At 36.1% G+C, this 18391-nt stretch carries 16 protein-coding genes; 7 read left to right on the top strand and 9 right to left on the bottom strand.

Annotation, left to right across the window (positions count from 1 at the left end):
- Nucleotides 1-22: 22 nt before the first annotated feature.
- From topA to infC, 7 genes are all read left to right on the top strand, one after another.
- Entirely contained in the window at nucleotides 23-2107 is a 2085-nt protein-coding gene (gene topA, locus CLAN_RS00245) for a type I DNA topoisomerase (protein ID WP_100590282.1), read from the top strand.
- The gene (locus tag CLAN_RS00240) at nucleotides 2100-2942 is read left to right on the top strand and encodes a biotin synthase (RefSeq protein WP_232045841.1); all 843 of its coding nucleotides are present in this window, start codon (nucleotides 2100-2102) and stop codon (nucleotides 2940-2942) included. Before topA ends, CLAN_RS00240 begins: the two co-directional genes overlap by 8 nt.
- Entirely contained in the window at nucleotides 2923-4089 is a 1167-nt protein-coding gene (locus CLAN_RS00235; RefSeq protein WP_100590281.1) for a cation:proton antiporter, read from the top strand. The genes CLAN_RS00240 and CLAN_RS00235 overlap by 20 nt, the downstream gene beginning before the upstream one ends.
- A 77-nt stretch (nucleotides 4090-4166) precedes the next feature.
- Nucleotides 4167-5438 (top strand): citrate synthase, encoded by a 1272-nt coding sequence (locus tag CLAN_RS00230; RefSeq protein WP_096020035.1) that lies wholly within the window; start codon nucleotides 4167-4169, stop codon nucleotides 5436-5438.
- A complete protein-coding gene (locus CLAN_RS00225) occupies nucleotides 5410-6201 on the top strand; it encodes a 3'(2'),5'-bisphosphate nucleotidase CysQ family protein (protein ID WP_100590280.1) in 792 nt (263 codons plus the stop codon). The genes CLAN_RS00230 and CLAN_RS00225 overlap by 29 nt, the downstream gene beginning before the upstream one ends.
- Before the next feature lie 119 nt (nucleotides 6202-6320).
- Nucleotides 6321-8135, top strand: a complete 1815-nt coding sequence (thrS, locus tag CLAN_RS00220) for a threonine--tRNA ligase (RefSeq protein WP_100590279.1) — start codon at nucleotides 6321-6323, stop codon at nucleotides 8133-8135.
- Complete coding sequence (gene infC, locus CLAN_RS00215; RefSeq protein ID WP_096013794.1) at nucleotides 8132-8647, top strand: translation initiation factor IF-3; 516 nt, start codon at nucleotides 8132-8134, stop codon at nucleotides 8645-8647. The genes thrS and infC overlap by 4 nt, the downstream gene beginning before the upstream one ends.
- Before the next feature lie 221 nt (nucleotides 8648-8868).
- On the opposite strand, the gene CLAN_RS00210 is transcribed toward infC, so the two are convergent.
- From CLAN_RS00210 to CLAN_RS00170, 9 genes are all read right to left on the bottom strand, one after another.
- On the bottom strand, nucleotides 8869-9432 hold the full coding sequence (locus CLAN_RS00210; RefSeq protein ID WP_096013793.1) for a bacteriohemerythrin: 564 nt from the start codon (nucleotides 9430-9432) through the stop codon (nucleotides 8869-8871).
- Nucleotides 9433-9532: 100 nt separating this feature from the next.
- On the bottom strand, nucleotides 9533-9916 hold the full coding sequence (locus tag CLAN_RS00205; protein WP_096017406.1) for a hypothetical protein: 384 nt from the start codon (nucleotides 9914-9916) through the stop codon (nucleotides 9533-9535).
- Nucleotides 9913-10908 (bottom strand): iron-sulfur cluster assembly scaffold protein, encoded by a 996-nt coding sequence (locus tag CLAN_RS00200; RefSeq protein ID WP_100590278.1) that lies wholly within the window; start codon nucleotides 10906-10908, stop codon nucleotides 9913-9915. Before CLAN_RS00200 ends, CLAN_RS00205 begins: the two co-directional genes overlap by 4 nt.
- Nucleotides 10909-10917: 9 nt before the next feature.
- The gene (locus CLAN_RS00195; protein WP_096017404.1) at nucleotides 10918-12108 is read right to left on the bottom strand and encodes a NifS family cysteine desulfurase; all 1191 of its coding nucleotides are present in this window, start codon (nucleotides 12106-12108) and stop codon (nucleotides 10918-10920) included.
- A gap of 850 nt (nucleotides 12109-12958) precedes the next feature.
- Nucleotides 12959-14557 (bottom strand): flagellin B, encoded by a 1599-nt coding sequence (locus CLAN_RS00190; RefSeq protein ID WP_100590277.1) that lies wholly within the window; start codon nucleotides 14555-14557, stop codon nucleotides 12959-12961.
- A 244-nt stretch (nucleotides 14558-14801) separates the two neighbouring features.
- Nucleotides 14802-15863, bottom strand: a complete 1062-nt coding sequence (locus CLAN_RS00185) for a glycosyltransferase family 4 protein (RefSeq protein ID WP_100591028.1) — start codon at nucleotides 15861-15863, stop codon at nucleotides 14802-14804.
- Nucleotides 15860-17392, bottom strand: coding sequence for a glycosyltransferase family 2 protein (locus CLAN_RS00180; protein WP_100590276.1), 1533 nt, complete (start codon nucleotides 17390-17392; stop codon nucleotides 15860-15862). The genes CLAN_RS00185 and CLAN_RS00180 overlap by 4 nt, the downstream gene beginning before the upstream one ends.
- An 8-nt stretch (nucleotides 17393-17400) precedes the next feature.
- Nucleotides 17401-18015, bottom strand: coding sequence for a dephospho-CoA kinase (coaE, locus tag CLAN_RS00175; RefSeq protein WP_100590275.1), 615 nt, complete (start codon nucleotides 18013-18015; stop codon nucleotides 17401-17403).
- Nucleotides 18008-18370, bottom strand: a complete 363-nt coding sequence (locus CLAN_RS00170; RefSeq protein ID WP_096025661.1) for a RidA family protein — start codon at nucleotides 18368-18370, stop codon at nucleotides 18008-18010. Before CLAN_RS00170 ends, coaE begins: the two co-directional genes overlap by 8 nt.
- Nucleotides 18371-18391 lie beyond the last annotated feature (21 nt).

The following is an 18391-nucleotide window of genomic DNA, read 5'->3' as shown; positions in this document are numbered from 1 at the left end:
CTAACTGAATTTGGGGCGAAATATGAGTAAATTAATAATAGTTGAATCTCCAGCTAAAGCTAAAACTATAAAAAATTTCTTAGGTTCTGAGTATAAGGTTATAGCTAGTAAGGGGCATATTAGAGATCTGCCTAAATCTAGCTTTGGGATTAAGATAGATGGGGATAACTTTACTCCTGAGTATAGGATTAGCAGCGATCACTCTGCTATCGTAAAAGAGATTAAAGAGCTTGCTAAAAGTGCCGATACCATCTATCTAGCGACCGATGAGGATAGAGAGGGTGAGGCTATAGCTTATCATATCGCCACAGCAATTGGCAAAAAGCCCGAAACCCTACCTAGAATAGTATTTCACGAAATCACAAAGGGCGCTATCGAGGCGGCTTTGGCAAATCCTAGAAAATTAGATATGAATAGCGTAAATGCCCAACAAGCAAGAAGGCTATTAGATAGGATTGTTGGCTATAAGCTTAGTCCGCTTTTAAATATCAAAATTCAAAGAGGTTTAAGTGCTGGGCGTGTCCAAAGCTCAGCGCTTAAAATTCTAGTCGATCGAGAGCGTGAGATTAGAGAATTTAAGCCTATTGAGTATTTTAGCATTGATGCTAAATTTAAAGATGATTTAGAAGTTGAGTTAATCGAATTTCAAGGCTCAAAGATAGAAAAGCTCACCATCACAAACGCCCAAAGAGCCAAATATATCTTAGATAATATAAAAGATGATAAATTCAAAGTCAAAAGCATAGAATCCAAAGAGCGTAAAACTAACCCCCAACCACCTTTTATGACCTCAACTCTACAACAAAGTGCGTCAAATAGACTTGGCTTTAGCCCTAAAAAAACCATGATGTTAGCCCAAAGTTTATATGAAGGCGTCCAGACAAATAGCGGTTTTATGGGTGCTATAACCTATATGAGAACAGATAGCCTAAATATAGCCAAAGAAGCCCTAAACGCTGCTAGGGAGCTTATAAAGAGCGAATTTGGATCAAAATATCTACCAAAAACTGCCAATATCTACACCACACAATCCAAAGGCGCCCAAGAGGCTCACGAGGCGATCAGACCTACGAATTTGAGCTTTACACCACAAATTGCCTCACAATATTTAGATAAAGATATGCTAAGGCTATACACCTTGATTTATAACAGATTTTTGGCTTCACAGATGAGCCCTAGCGTGTGCGAAATTCAAAATATCATTATAAAGGGCGAAAATTGCGAGTTTAAACTCTTAGGCAAGAAGGTTTCTTTCGATGGATTTTATAGAGTTTATGGCGATATGGATAAAGATAAAATTCTCCCACCTTTAAAAATCGATGATAATATGAGTATCCAAAGTATCAAAAGCACCAAACACGAAACCGAACCACCTAGTCGCTACTCTGAAGCTGGCCTTGTCAAAAAGCTAGAGAGCCTTGGAATTGGCAGACCTAGCACCTATGCGCCTACTATTTCACTTCTAACTAGCCGTGATTATGTCAAAGTAGAAAAAAAGCAATTAATCCCAAATGATATAGCATTTACTATAACTTCAGTATTAGAAGATAATTTTAAAGATATTGTAGATAGCGAATTTACTTCTAAAATGGAAGAAAAACTTGATGATATAGCCGAAAATAAAGCCGATTGGCAAGAGGTTTTATCTAATTTTTATCACCCTTTTATCAAACAGATTGATGAAGGAAAAACAAATATAAAAAGCCAAAAAGTAGCCGAGCCAATAGGTGAGAAATGCCCTGATTGCGGTGGGGAGTTAGTTAAAAGAAAGGGTAGATTTGGCGAGTTTATAGCCTGTTTAAATTTCCCAAAATGTAAATATACCAAAAACCTAGCTAACTCTAATAAATTTGAGAAGAAAGAGCCATCTAAAATCGGCATTCAATGCCCTGATTGCGGTGGAGAATTGGTCGAGAGAATTAGCAAAAAAGGTAAATTCTATGGCTGTGCCAACTATCCAAAATGTAATTTTCTAAGTAAATATAAACCAATTATAGACAAATGCCCAAAATGTAATACACAAATGGTCTTAAAAGAGCTTAAAAAAGGGGATTTCAAAGAATGCCCACAATGTAAATTTAAAGAAGAGGTAAGTAATAATGAATAAAGTAGTAATGCTATGTGCGATATGTAATGTTAGTAGTGGCAACTGCCCTGAAGATTGTGCGTATTGTACTCAAAGTGCTCATGTAAAAGCTGATATAAATAGATATAAACAAAAAAGTATAGAACAAATTTTAAAAGAGGCCAAAATGGCTAAGGCAAATAAAGCTCTTGGCTTTTGCTTAGTTACTAGCGGTAGGGGGCTTGATGATAAAAAGCTTGAGTTTATCTGCCAAACTGCCAAAACATTACAAAAAGAGGTGCCTGAGCTGCTGCTGATAGCATGTAATGGAAGTGCAAGTTATGAGAGCTTAAAAGAGCTTAAAAATGCTGGAATTTTCAGCTATAATCACAATCTTGAAACAAGCCGTGAATACTTTCCTAAAATCTGCTCTACTCATAGCTGGGATGAGAGATTTCAGACGAATTTAAACGCCAAAAGAGCTGGGCTTGAGCTTTGCTGTGGCGGAATTTATGGTCTTGGAGAGAGCAATCAAGATAGAATAAGCTTTAGAAACTCACTAAAAGAGCTAAATCCATTTACTAGTCCAATAAATTTCTTTATCCCAAATCCCGCTTTAAAAATCAAAGAGCCAAAGCTTAGTGCCGATGAAGCCTTAGAGATATTAAGAGATAGCGCTAAGGCTCTGCCTAATACTAGAATAATGGTAGCTGGCGGTAGAGAGGTAATCCTTGGCGATAGGCAATATGAGATATTAGAAAATGGAGCTAGTGCTATTGTCGTGGGGGATTATCTTACTACTAGTGGCGAGGCTGCTAGCAAGGATATAGAAGAGCTTAAAAAACGAGGCTTTGAGTTTGCAACACAGTGCCATTAATGAGCTTTCTATTTTACTTGTTTTGGCGTTTATAATCTTTATATCGCCATATTTTTCTAAAATTTCTAAAATCCCAATCGCCCCTATAGAGATTATGATGGGGATAGTCTTTGGGTTTTTTGGGTTTATACCACATAGTGAGCCATTTAAGATAGTAGCTGAAGTTGGGTTTTTTTATCTAATGTTTTTGGCTGGGACTGAGATAGATCTGAAATCTTTTTTTAAAATAGAAAAAAGCATTATAAAGCTAGTTCTTTCTTATCTAACTATTTTATATATTGTAGCTGGGATCTTTAGTGCGTTTATATCGCCGGCGTTTTTGGTTATTGTGGTGGTGCCACTTATGTCGGTTGGAATTTTATCTACTCTATTTAAAGAGTATGGTAAAAACGAGCCTTGGCTAAATACCGCTATGATCGCTGGTGGCATAGGTGAGGTGCTTAGTATCGCTCTTTTAACCCTTATGTCAGCTTATATTGAATTTGGTAATTCTATTGAGTTATTTAGTAGTATATACTATCTTATACTATTTATTGTGCTTTGTGTGCTTGGATTTAAGGGGCTTGAAGTGCTATTTTGGTGGTATCCAAATCTCAAAATTCTACTAATGCCTCACGATGATAAGAGTGAAAAGGATATCCGCCTATCTATGGCGCTATTTTTTAGCACTGTAGCGGTGATGATATATCTAAATTTGGAGATTGTCCTTGGGGCTTTTATCGCTGGGAGCTTTATCGCTACATTTTTTAATCACAAAAAAGATCTTCCACATAAGCTAGGTAGCTTTGGGTTTGGATTTTTGGTGCCAATATTTTTTGTCTATATTGGTACAACCGTGGAGCTTGAATATCTTTTGGTTCCTGGAGTGCTTGATAATGCTATGAAATTGATGATATTTATGATTATTGTGCGAGTGATATCTTCAATGATATTTGTAAAGCGTTTTGGATTATATGATAGTATTCTTTTTGGCTTATCACTCTCAATGCCACTTACGCTTTTAGTAGCGGTGGCTACGGTAGCTTATAATGCTGGAAATATAGCAAAAGAGCTATATTTTGCTTTTATTATCGCTAGTATTTTTGAGGTGATTTTGTCTATGATATTAATAAAATTTACAAATTATCTTAAATTTCGCCTTAAATAATTAAGTTAGATATTTAAGGGCAATTTAATTTAAATAAAATTTAGATAAGATATAAAAATTTTAATCAAAGGATAAAAATGAGTAACACAGTAACATTAACCGACAATAGAAATGGAAAAAGCTATGAATTTCCTATTCTTGATGGTACTTTAGGGCCTAGCGTTATAGATATATCTAATCTATACAAAGATACTGGTATGTTTACATTTGATAGGGGCTATACTAGCACCGCAATGTGTCGTTCAGCTATCACATATATTGATGGTGAGGCTGGGACTTTGATGCATAGAGGCTATGATATAGCGTGGCTTGCTGAAAATAAAAGATATTTAGATTTGGTATATCTATTATTTAATAGCAAACTCCCAAGCCAAGAGGAGCTAGACGCATTTCGCCAAGAGCTAAAAGAGAGAAGCTATCTAAATGAAAAGATGATAAAACTATTTGATTGTTTCCCTGATAAGGCTCATCCGATGGCGGTTTTACAAGCAAGTGTAGCTACTATGAGTGCTTACTATAAAAGAGATATGAACTTTGATAATATGCAAGATTATATGGAATTAGCTAAAAGAATGGTAGCTAAAATCCCTACTATGATAGCATTTTATTATCGTCATGTTCGTGGCTTTCCAGTGATTTATCCAGATTTAGATCGTGGATTTACAGAGAATTTCTTATATATGTTAAGAGCATTCCCACACAATAGAGTAGATCTAAAACCAATCGAAGTTAAAGCCTTTGATACAATCTTAATGCTTCACGCTGACCACGAGCAAAATGCCTCTACTACGACTGTTAGGACAGTTGGCTCTACTCACGCTCATCCATACTCATGTATAAGCGCTGGTATCGGTGCGCTTTGGGGGCATGCTCATGGTGGTGCTAATGAGGGCGTTATAAGACAGCTTGAGATGATCGGTACTCCAGATAGAGTTGATGAGTTTATCAAAAAAGCAAAAGACAAAAACGATCCATTCCGCCTAATGGGCTTTGGGCATAGAGTCTATAAAAACTTTGACCCAAGAGCCAAAGTCTTAAAAGGATTAAGAGATAAACTAATCGATGAAATCGGTATAGATAGCAATCTAATTAAAGTCGCTACTAGAATCGAAGAGATAGCTCTAAATGATGAATATTTTGTATCTAGAAATCTATATCCAAATGTGGATTTCCATAGTGGCGTAATCTTAAAAGCTTTGGGAATTCCGAATGAGATGTTTGCGGCTATATTTGTAATGGGTAGAGTTCCAGGATGGCTAAGCCAATGGATGGAGCTAAAATCTCAAGACAATATCAAAATTGTTCGCCCAAGACAGCTATATGTCGGACCTGTCTCTCAACCTAAATAACCTACATCAAGTCGCCCTAAAAGCCGCTAAGGCCGCTGGGGTGGCTATCTTAAATTCATATAACAAATTCGAAATCCAATATAAATTTGATAACTCCTTATTAACCACGGCTGATTTAGCAGCTAATGATGCGATATATGAAATTTTATCCAAAACTCAAATTCCAATATGCTCTGAAGAGAGTATTTTGGAATTTGATAAAAGAGATGAGAATTCAATATTTTGGCTAATCGATCCACTTGATGGGACTAGGGAGTTTGTATCTAGGAGTGGGGAATTTTGCGTTTGTATAGCTTTGATTTATCGCTCTAGACCGATTTTAGGAGTGATATACTCGCCTATTAATGATGAGATATTTAGTAGTTTTCAAGGCTCTAGCATATACAAAAATGGTAAAATCATAGATATAAATAACCGCAATTCACTCATCACAGGTAAATCACAAAATATCGATAATTTAGACAAATTCGCTAAAAATTTCAACCTAAATATCGTCAAAATCAGCTCCGCAATCAAATTCACATATCTAGCCCAAGGACTTGCTGGAGTCTTTGTCAGGTTATATGGCTCTAGCTTATGGGATACGGCTGCTGGGGATTTTCTGCTTTATCAAAGTGGTGGGATTATGCTATCGCTAAATGATTTAAAACCGCTTAACTACGCCAAAAAAGATACCCTAAATGATAATTTCATAGCCCTAAGCCGCTCTCAAAAATCAAATTTAAATTCCTATCTAAACTACATAAATCAAATTCAAAAATAACCAAATTGGTAAATAAATTTGATTTATGATATTAGCTTAAATTTTATTAAAATTCAGTTTAAGTTAAAATACAATTGGATAGAATTTAGCATTTTGTTATTTTTATAAAAAGAGAGTAGATGAGCGAAGTAATCGGATATAATGTAAATGGTAAAATAGTAGATACTCAAAGCTACACCGGCGGTGGTAGCGAGATTAAATTTGACAACTCCAAAGAGGCGCTTGAGATCATCCGCCACTCCTGTGCGCACCTTATGGCTGCGGCTATTAAAGAGCTTTATCCTAATGTTAAATTTTTTGTTGGGCCTGCGATTGAAGATGGCTTTTACTATGATATGCGTGTAAGCAAAAGCGATGGAAGCAAGCTTGGCGAAGATGATCTCATCACTATAGAAAAGAAGATGAAAGAGCTAGCCCTTGCTAAAACTCCAATTATCAAAATAGCCTCCACCAAAAGTGAAGTAGCCACCAAATACGCAGATGACGATCTCAAGCAAGAGGTCTTAAAGCGCATTCCAGATGGCGCAGTGAGTCTATACTCTCAAGGCGAATTTGAAGATATTTGCCGTGGGCCACATATCCCAAATACGATTTTTGCTAGGTTTTTTAAACTAACTAGAATTGCTGGGGCTTATCTAGGTGGCGATGAAAATCGTGAGATGCTAACTAGAATTTACGGCACCGCATACGCTGACAAAGATAGCCTAAATGAGCATATAAGAATCATAGAAGAGGCTAAAAAGCGAGATCACAGGAAGCTTGGAAGTGAGATGAAGTTTTTTACCTTTGATGATAGCATTGGTGTTGGGCTCCCTATTTGGCTACCAAATGGTTCTAGGCTTAGAAGTCGCTTAGAGCATAAATTATATCGCACTCACAGACTTCGTGGATATGAGCCAGTTCGTGGCCCAGAAATCCTTAAAAGCGACGCTTGGAAGATCAGTGGCCACTATACAAACTACAAAGAAAATATGTATTTTACCACAATTGATGAGCAAGAATATGGCATAAAACCGATGAATTGCGTAGGCCATATCAAGGTTTATCAAAGCGAAATTCGAAGTTACAGAGATCTACCACTTAAATTTTTTGAATACGGCGTGGTTCATAGACACGAAAAAAGCGGAGTCTTACACGGATTATTTAGAGTTCGTGAATTTACTCAAGATGATGCTCATCTATTTTGTATGCCGAGCCAAATTAAAGAAAATGTATATGAAATCCTTGATTTTGTAGATAAAATTATGAATGCCTTTGGCTTTAGCTATGAGATGGAGATATCGACTAAACCAACCAAAGCTGTGGGCGATGATGAAGTATGGGAGATAGCTACAAAAGCCTTAAAAGACGCCCTTGATGAAAAGGGATTAAAATATGGCATTGATGAAGGCGGCGGGGCATTTTATGGACCTAAAATAGATATCAAAATCACTGACGCTTTAAAGCGAAAGTGGCAATGCGGTACAATTCAAGTAGATTTTAACTTACCAGCTAGATTTGGATTAGAGTACATAGATGAAAATAACGAGAGAAAACAGCCTGTAATGTTACATCGTGCGATTTTAGGTAGTTTTGAGCGTTTTATAGGTATCTTGCTTGAGCATACGGCTGGGGAGTTGCCATTTTGGATTGCGCCTACTCAAGTTGTGATTATACCGATTAATGATACTCATCTTGATTACGCTAAAGAGATTTATGCCAAACTACTTGATATGAATATCGATAGTGAAATTTTTAGCAAAAATGATACATTAAATAAAAAAATCAGAAACGCAGAAAAACAAAGAGTACCTATGATAATAGTGCTTGGCGATAATGAAGTAGCAAACAAAGGTGTAGCTTTACGAGATCGTAGGGCTAGAGAACAAAAGGATATGAGCTTGGATGAATTCTATAGCTTAGTCCAAACCAAAATAAACGAGGTGAATATTTGAGCAAGGATAAAGAGGTTTATCTAAATGACGAAATCCGCGCAAGCGAGGTTAGATGTGTAGGAGATGATGGCACAGCTTATGGGGTCATCAGCAGAGATGAAGCGCTAAATATAGCAAACAAAATGGGCTTAGATCTAGTATTAATAGCAGCTGATGCTAAGCCGCCTGTGTGTAAAATAATGGATTATGGCAAATTCCGTTATCAACAAGAAAAAAAGCAAAAAGAAGCCAAGAAAAAGCAAAAAGTAATCGAGATAAAAGAGATTAAGCTTTCAGCCAAAATAGCGCAAAATGATATAAATTATAAGATCAAACACGCTCAAGAATTTTTATCTGAAGGAAAATATGTCAAATTTAGAGTCTTTTTAAAGGGTCGTGAGATGACTACTCCTGAAATTGGCGTGAGTTTGCTTGAAAAAATTTGGGATATGGTACAAGAATATGCCGATAGAGATAAGGCGCCTATCTTAGAAGGTCGTTATGTAAATATGCTAGTAACGCCTAAAAAATAGATAAAATTATGCTTTAGCCTTTCCAAAGCCTAAAAAGCGTTCAATAATCTATAAACAAATCCCCGTATTTGGGGCTTTGTTTTTTATCAAAGCCAAAATAATAAAATCACCACTATCAATATAATAAATTTAAATCAAAAATATTCGCTAAAATAGAAATTTAAAATCTTTATCAAATTTAATTAAATTTAATAATACAAAACCAATCTAAGATTCATAAATTAAGATAATTTAATCTTAATCACAACCTTACAAGTCATACAAGAGAATTTCTTGCCTTCTAGAATTTTTTCATGTATATGGCTAGGGACAAGATGAATTTTATGCGGACAACCACAAGTATATCTGTATTGTTGTGGTTTTTCTTCTACTAGCTCGGATTCCGAATGCTGTAGCTGCGCTTGACGCCACTTTTCTATCTTGGCATCCTCTTTTAATATATGCTCAACTAGCCATTTTTCGGCGATTAATAGCAAATTTTCTTTTAGGTCATTTACATTTTTCGCTGTTTTGATGAGGCCCGCCATACTAGCTATAATATCTTTATGGATCATCGTGTGTTCGTGTAAATTTGGATAGCCGATTAGCTCCATATACTCTTGTTCATCTTTGAAATGTTCTTTCATATACTCAAAAAATTCAGCCACGATACCACGGATCTCTTCACGAGATACATTTTTATTAGCGTAAATAAATGATTTTTTGGCAAGATCAAATAGCTTTTGATGTTGTAAATCTATATCCGAATTACCAATGCTATATTTGTCATCCCAGCTAGGCACCATATTCAAACTCTTTATGAAAAATTCTAATGCTTTTATTATACTAAATTTTTGCTATATTTAGCTGAAAATTTTTTGAATAAATCAAATGTGTAAATAAATTTTATAAATTTAGGATTATATTGCCAAATTTAATATCATCATCACTTATAATAACCTCAAAATCATCTTTAAATTCAACAATTCTAGCTAGGCGATAACTACTAAATTTATTAGCGATAAACCCATGTCTAAGGGTCAAAATCCTGCTACTTAAAAGCTCTTCATCTATGATATCCGCACTTATAATCCCGAAATTTGAGCTATCGATACTATAGGTAAATCCATCGCTATCTTTTATCTCATCACGATCAAGATCTAAGCTCAAATACTCAAACTCGCCAAGCGCCCCAAAACCATATTTTAGGGCACTTAAATTCAAATAGTCTAAAATCTTAGCTAGATCTCCTATATAGTAGTGTCCGGCTTTGAATTTAGCGTTTTTCATACAGGTATTACTCTGATATTTGGGCTTAAATTCTCTTGTAAGATATTTTCAATCGCATATAGCGTTCCAGTAGCGCCACTAGCGCAACCGCTACACGCACCTAAATATCGGATATAAATATCGGTTCTACCGCCTTCTGATTTGATATCTAGTATCTCCATATTTCCCCCATCCATCTCTAGCATAGGTCTGACATGTTCATCGATAATAGCCTCAACAGCCTTTAACTGCTTAACCACACTTAGCTCTTCAAAGCTTAGATCGCTATCAATTCCGCTACCACTGATCTTCGCATCAGCAATAGCTTTTAGCCTTTCAGACTCCATTTCAGATCTAACCTCAGCTAAGATATCCACTAGATAATACTCTCTTTTTTCGTGTCCGCCAGGCTTTATACAGCTTTTACAAAATGCCCCAGCTTTGGTATATTGAGTGATCTCTTCAACCGTGGTTAGATCATTTAATCTTATAACCTCTTTTATCGTCCCAAGGCTCACTCTAGCGCACTCACACACGATAATCTCATCTTCAAAATGTTCAGGATCTACGCCTTTATAGCTAGCGGCTGCTGCCTTGATAACATCATACGCCATAACAGAGCAGTGCATTTTTTGCGGTGGGACAGCTGGGGTATCTGGATTATCTCGCATAGCCCTTTCAACATCTAAATTTGTGATTTTGACTGCTTGATCTACTGTTTTGCCCTTACAAAGCTCAGCCATATAATCGCTACTAGCTATAGCCGTGCCACAGCCAAAGCTTTTAAATTTAGCATCTTTAATAACATCACTAGCCTCATCAACCGCCCAATAGAGCCTAACAGCGTCACCACAGCTCTCGGCGCCGTGGTCAGCGATGATTAGCTTACAGCCTATAGCCTTCGCATCTTCTTCTGTGATTTCACCCATATTTTTAGGATGATTCATCGCATCTTGAACTTTTTGAGAATACTCTTCCCAGATATTTCCGCTTATTAAATTTCCTTTTGCCATATTGTCTCCTTATAGTCCTGATTTATGCCATTTTGGTGCATATGCGTAACTGCTCGATATACTACGCAATCTATCCACAGCACGCTTAATCTTCTCAATAGCATAATCAATCTCTTCTTCAGTATTAAAGCGTGATAAAGATAATCTAAGAGCGGTATGAGCTAGCTCGCTATCAGCACCTATCGCTTCCATTATAGGGTTGCTTTCTAGATCTTCGCTCGCACAGGCTGAACCGGTGCTAGCTGCTATGCCTGCTTGATTTAGATCCCACAGCATTGCTTCGCCCTCAACTCCTTTGATACTAGCTAGAATCGTATTTGGGACGCGGTTTTGTCTATCGCCTATTACTCTTACATCTGGCAAAGATAAAAGCGCATCTTCTAGCTTATCTCTTAATCTACCTACATGGCTTTGCTCGTAAATTAAAAATTTATTGGCATTTTCCATCGCTTGACCCATTGCTACGATACCGGCGACATTTAAGGTTCCACTTCTTCTACCGCCCATGTGTTCACCACCATGAAGTAGGCTAGTTAGTGGTATTGAATTTTTGATATATAGTGCGCCAACACCCTTTGGAGCGTGAAATTTATGCCCTGAAAAGCTTAAAAAATCCACATTGGCATCTTGGACATCTACTGGGATCTTGCCTACTGCTTGGACTGCGTCTGTGTGAAATAACGCTCCAAATTCATGCGCTATACTAGCTAACTCTTTGATAGGGAAGATCATGCCAGTTTCGTTATTTGCCCACATTACACTCACAAGTGCAACATCATCGCTCATCACATTGCGTAGATCATCAGCCGTGATAACACCTTGGCTATTTACATCAATTCTAGTAATCTCAACTCCCAAAGACTCCAAAAAAGCACAGGTAGCACCGATTGCTGGATGCTCTACGGTGGTTGTAACTATACGCTTTTTATCCCCTTTTAATATCTTATCAAAATATATACCCTTTAATACCCAGTTATTGCTCTCAGTAGCGCATCCTGTGATAACGATATCATCCTTATCAGAGGCGTTTATGCCTGTATATAATTGATCTAGAGCTCTTCTTAGTGCTGGGTGAGTTTCGCTACCATAGCTGTGAAGCGAATTTGGATTACCAAAATGCTCTTTAAGAAATGGAAGCATCAACTCTAAAGCCTCAGGATCAATCATCGTAGTTGCATTATTATCTAAATAAACTTTCAAAAACTATCCTTTCCTTATCTCCTAAATAATTAGGATAAACTTTATCTTTTTAATTTTGGAATGATATAATATTTTATATAAATTTTGTATAAAAATTAAGTAAATATAGCATAAATTTTAATTATATTAAAAAATTAATTGCTATTTTAAGCCAAATTTAGAGTGATAAATGGAGATACCCCGCTTGCGGGGCTTTACTCCGTCTTGCGAAGTAAAGAAATAAAAATAATTTAAATCTGTGCTTCGCACAGCACCTTAGAAGGCTTTTACAGGGGGTTAGGGGTTGTTAAGGGGGAAGCCAAGGTGTTGCTATCCTTCGTAGCGTCGCAAACGATGATTTACATCGTTTTTGCTGTTACGCTATTCATCTGCCAAAAAAGCGCTTTTTATTTTTATCTACTTTTAACGTGGCAACAAGTCGCCACTAAAGTAGCAAACACTAAAGCCCCCATAAATGGGGTACCCCTTCCCACTTAAAAAAGAAATATCTTTAATATTTTAAATTTTATAAATTTTATAGTAAAGACAGATTTTAGCTCTAACGAAATCAAAACGGGGTACCCCACGAAGTGGGGCTTTAGTTTGATTAAACTTTTCTAAAGTTTATCGCAAAGACTAGCTTTGCTAGTCTGCGAAGTAAAGAAATAAAAATAATTTAAATCTGTGCTTCGCACAGCGCCTTAGAAGGCTTTTACAGGGGGTTAGGGGTTGTTAAGGGGGAAGGGGTAGCGTCTGCCAAAAAAGCGCTCCCCTTCCCCCTTAAAAAAGAAATATTTTTAATATTTTAAATTTGGTCGCAAAGTGGAGCTTTTCTCCGTCTTGCGAAGTAAAGAAATAAAAATAATTTAAATTATTGTAACAATCTTAATATATTTTGTTGGACGGCGTTGGCTTGGCTCATGGCGTAGCTACCACTTTGAGCTAGGATATTGAATTTAGAGAAATTTGCACTCTCGCTAGCAAAATCCACATCTCTTATCTGACTTTCAGCTGATTTAACATTGACTTGGGTAACTGTGATGTTATTGATAGTTGCTACTAATTGGTTTTGGACTGAACCTAAATCTGCTCTTAGTTTATCTAGCTTTTTAAGCGCATTTAATGATACATCTATCAAAGCTTGAGCCCCTACATAGCTATTAACCCCAGCAGGCAACTCCAAAATCGGATTTAATAGCTCTACTTGCCCCATCGCCCTTAATACATGCTCATCTAGCTTGTTTCTAACCAAATCACTTAGGCTAAGCGATACTTGCTCCCTTAGTTGAGAGCCTATTATATCATTTGTATCAGCGGCCTTAGCACTCAAACCGCCGATTTCAGCACCTTTTATATTGCCTGTAGTCTCTTTAAGATCCAAAGATGGTGGCGAGCCGTTGTTTGATTGTAGATAGAGCTCACCTAAAATTAATGCACTTGTGCTATCGGCGCCGTTGCCATCTTTCATAGATAAGCCCATTGCTTTAGAGTCATCTACGCTGCCAACTTCTATGAGTATTGGCTTACCATTGCTAGAACTCATTGATAAACGCTCTCCAACATTAGAAGCACTAACGCCAGTTATATCACTTTTGGCATTGATAGTATCTATCAAAATATTTGAAGGGTCACCTACATTAAAATGTATATTTGTCCCTATCTCTACTCCATTTATGCTTAATTTCGAAATAGTCCCAGGGAAAAAAGTTGTCCCAAATATCCTAGCATCACTAATAAACTCATTCTTCACGCTAGCTTTAACCCCCGTCTCGCTGCTATAAGAATTTATCTTATCAGCTATGACCCCTAGCCCATTATCTAATATCTCTTGACCAGAGATAGCATCGAATTTAATACCACTTACATGGCTTGGGACGGCGTTTAATTGCATAGTGAAATTCGCAGTATCGAATTTGTTGTTATCAAAAATCATAGGCGTAGTAGAGAGATAGTGAGTGTGGCCTATGGCGTTTGAGTTGGTGTTTTCTACGCTGATTTTGGCCGTTTGGTTGCTATAGGCACCGATTTGGAAATTTTTGTTAGTGAAATTGCCATTTAATAGCTTTTGGCCATTGAAACTTGTGGTATTAGCGATATTATCTAGTTCATCAAGAAGTCTTGAGATATCATTTTGGATTGCTTTTCTAGAGTCGCTGTTTTGGCTGTCATTGGCTGCTTGGATAGCTTTGGTTTTGATGGTGTCAAGGATTTTGATCTGCTCATCCATAGCTTTATCAGCTGTTTGGACTATACCGATTGCGTCATTGCCATTAGATATGGCTTGACCTAATGAGTTGGCTTGAGATTTTAAGCTATCAGCAATTACAAGTCCAGAAGCATCATCAGCTGCGGTCTGTATCCTAAGACCTGAGCTAAGGCGACCAAGTGAGCTAGTAAGCGCTCTATCATTGATCAAAGAGTTGGCATGGGCGTTCATTGCTGCTATATTAGTGTTGATTCTAAAACTCATTTTGTATTCTTTAAAAGCTTAATCCTTAACTTTATAGATAATTATATCGCACGAAATATTAAAATATTAATATTTTTGATGATCGTAATGGGTGGTTTTTGTAAAATTTATTGATTTTTTTAGTTAATTAGTAAAAATTTTTAATATATTTTAGTAATTTAAGCATAAAAATTTATCCACAAAAGAACCATAAAAATTATTCTAAAATATAAAAATTAAATTTGTAATGATAATATAATTAAATTTATCTAATCTTGCTAAACAGCTCCATCCACTGCTTCATTACCACCTCTTTGCTAAATTTATTTTTGACTATCTCTTTGCTTTTTTCACCCATTTTGACCCTTAGATTCTCATCTTGCATTAATATTTTTAGTTTATTGGCATATTCATCTAGATTATTATCAGTGATTAAAAATCCGCTTTTTTCATCTTCTATTATATCGCTTGGGCCTGTGGCGATATCAAAGGCTATGGTTGGCAAGGCATAAGACCCCGCCTCTATAAGCACCATAGGAAGACCTTCAAAGTGGCTTGTCATAGCATATATACTAGCGCTTAGATACTCACTCTCTACATCTTTAGTAAATGGTTTTAAGATTATAGAGTTAGATAAATTTAGATTTTCTATCTTAGTTTTTATCTGCTCTTTTAGATCGCCATCGCCTACAATGTGTAGCTTCCAATCATTAAATTCCCCACTATCTTGGATTAACTTCCATATATCTATTAGGCGCAAAAAGCCCTTTTCATCTACTTTTGTCATGCGACCCATTGATAGCACGACTTTTTGAGAGTAATTGGTGTTTGAATTTGGGATATTTGAGATGAAATTTGGGATTAAAAATATATTTTTATGATGGCTTTGCCAAAAATCAATCTCTTTAGAGGCTATAAGCACTATAGAATCAAAATAGTTATATCTAGCTAGGTAGCGTCCTTTTGAAGCTGTGTGTATGATTTTTAGATATTTTGTATTTTTATTTTTAAATAGCGGAAAATGCGGCGAGTTATTAAAAATCACAAAATCCTTATCTTTGAAATCACGCTTTAAGATATAGCTCTCAATAAATTTATAAAAGATTTTATAGAAGAAATTTTTACGCTTATCATCAAAAGATTTATCGTGTAAATATCTTAATTTCACTCTACTATCAAGCTCAAAAGCTTCATTTATCCCGCCTTTATAAAAGCTTAAAATCTCCACATCTAGCCCAGAGGCCGCGTAAACATTTGCTAGATTAGTTACAACTCTTTCAGCGCCGCCTTTTATAGTGATATCGCCTATTGTTAGCAATACTTTTATCGCCATTTGACTCTCTTTTCTTTGATGGTGTTTAGGTAAATTTGGTGGTTTGATTCTAGCATTTTTCTGCTGTTTTCAGCGTGATAGAGATGATACGCAATCCCTGAAAATTTAAGCCTTCTAAGCTCTCCGCCACTAAACAAAAATCTCGCCACAAACTCAGAATCCTCCCTACCCCAGCCGATAAAATTCTCATTAAATCCGCCGATCTCATCGCAATCAATTTTATAAAAGCTCATATTACAACCTCTAATTCCTTTGATGAAATCTCGCTTTTTAAAGAAACTTGCCCTAATGGCTGAGCTTTTATAGATGAGTTTTGAGAGTATGGAATTTCGCTTGGATTTAAGAGTTTTAAACTCGCTCGTATACCCTCCCCCATTTATCAATAAATCAGTTTGACTCTCATCCAAAACCACTCTTGAGCCTTGTAAAAACTGCTTTTGCTTGGCGAATTTGAGATGATCTAAAATAAAATTTCTATCTAAAACCATATCGCCATCAATGATTATGATATACTCACTAGTTGCTATATTTATGGCTTTATTGCGAATTTGGCTCAAGCGAAAGCCCTTATCTTCTTGCCAAATATGCTTTAACTCACAAGGAAAAATCGCCTTAAATTTCTCAATCAAATTCTTTGTAGCTACGCCACTTCCATCATCAGCGACCAAGACTTCATTTGGCAAATAATCTAAGTTTAAAATACTTTTTAAGACCTGCTCTAAATATTTTTCGCTATTATAAGTGGTGATGATTAGGCTCACGCTTGGCATTTGGTGGTTTAACTCATAGAGCTTGGCATACTTAAAAAACGCCCCAAGAGCATTACAAAGGCTAATCACAAAACCCTTATAACCATACAAAAATCCCTTTTTAAAGGCGTAATCACGGATGAATTTCCACACGCTATGTAGCACGGCTTTGCCGATATTGCTCTTTTTGGCTCTATTTTGTATCGCATAAAGGGTGGAGTATTTTTGCATCTTTTCTATAAGTGTGCTGATATCATCATAAGCGTAATGCCTTAATCCATTTTTAAGTTTTATTATATTTAAATTTTTGGCTTCCAAACTCTCATGGACGAAATTAGAATTAAATTTGGTTTGAGTTTTATTAAATAGCCTTAGGACAAAATCAGGATACCATCCACACGCCTTTATCCACTCGCCTTTATAGAGATTTTTTCTAGGTAGGGCGTAGATATTTTGGGGATTTAGATCTAAATTTGCTATCTCATTAAGAGCTTGAGATTCCAAAACCTCATCGCTATCAATGCTAAAAATCCAATCATTACTAGCATAGCTAATAGCTAAATTTTTAAGCGGCCCAAAACCGATAAATTCACTAGAATAAATTTTCAAATTATTAAATTTGGCTTTAAATTCGTTAGCGATTTTTAAGGTATCATCGCTACTTTGATTATCAAGCAAGATAATTTCATCAAAGCTTTTTAAGGATTCTAAGCACTCTTTAATGGTATTTTGGGCGTTTTTGACTAGGATACAAACGCTGATTTTGTTTTTCATCTATTCCTCTAAATTTTTAAGGTGCGGTATTTGGCTTTTAGGGTTGTGATAAAGCTATTAACTTCTAAATTCAAATGCTTTAAATCAGAACTATTATCAATTATATAAGTGGCAATTTCACGCTTTTTCTCAATCGAAATCTGCGATTCTAATCGCAATCTAGCCTCATTAAAATCAAGGTTATTACGCTCTATTATGCGTTTTAAGCATATTTGCTCTGGCGCATAAACCACGCAAACACTTTGAAATTCATCATAAACTGGCGACTTCTCAAAATACAAAGGTAGATCTATAAAATATGGATAGTTACTACTCTCAAGCTTACTCGCCGCAGCAAATATCTGCTCTTTTATGAGTGGATGAAGGATATTTTCAAGCTTTTTTTTAGCCTTAGAATCACTAAAAACTAAGCTTCCAAGGCTCTTTCTATCTACTTTATTATCCTTGATAAACTCGTTTCCAAATTCGCTTTTAATCTCATCAATAGACTCATCAAGCACTCTATGAGCGATCTCATCAGCGTCAATTATGCTAAATCCATAAACTCTTAATAGATTTACAACTGTGCTTTTGCCACTTCCTATAACGCCCGTTATCACTATAGCATTTTTAAACTCACTCAATTGAAGCTATAACCTCGATTTCTACTTTTACACCCTTTGGCAATTCTTTTACTGCTACAGCACTTCTAGCTGGATATGGCTCACTGAAAAACTCAGCATAAATTTCATTCATTTGAGCAAATTCAGATATATCAGTTAAAAATACAACTGTTTTAATAATATTTTTATAGCTTAAATTTAGCTCTTCTAAGATCCCGCCTACATTTTTCAAAGCTTGGGTTGTTTGGGCTTTGATATCACTTCCTACTACCTCGCCGCTAGCTGGATCTAGAGGGATTTGACCGCTACAATATACTAAATTTCCTACCACTCTATAAGCACTATACGGACCAATTGCTTTTGGGTAATTTGACATTTTATTTCCTTAAATGAAGTT

It is taken from the genome of Campylobacter lanienae NCTC 13004, from assembly GCF_002139935.1.
GTDB classification, from domain to species: domain Bacteria; phylum Campylobacterota; class Campylobacteria; order Campylobacterales; family Campylobacteraceae; genus Campylobacter; species Campylobacter lanienae.
Note: the sequence above shows the minus strand (reverse complement) of the source record. Positions and strands in the feature narration are given on the sequence as shown.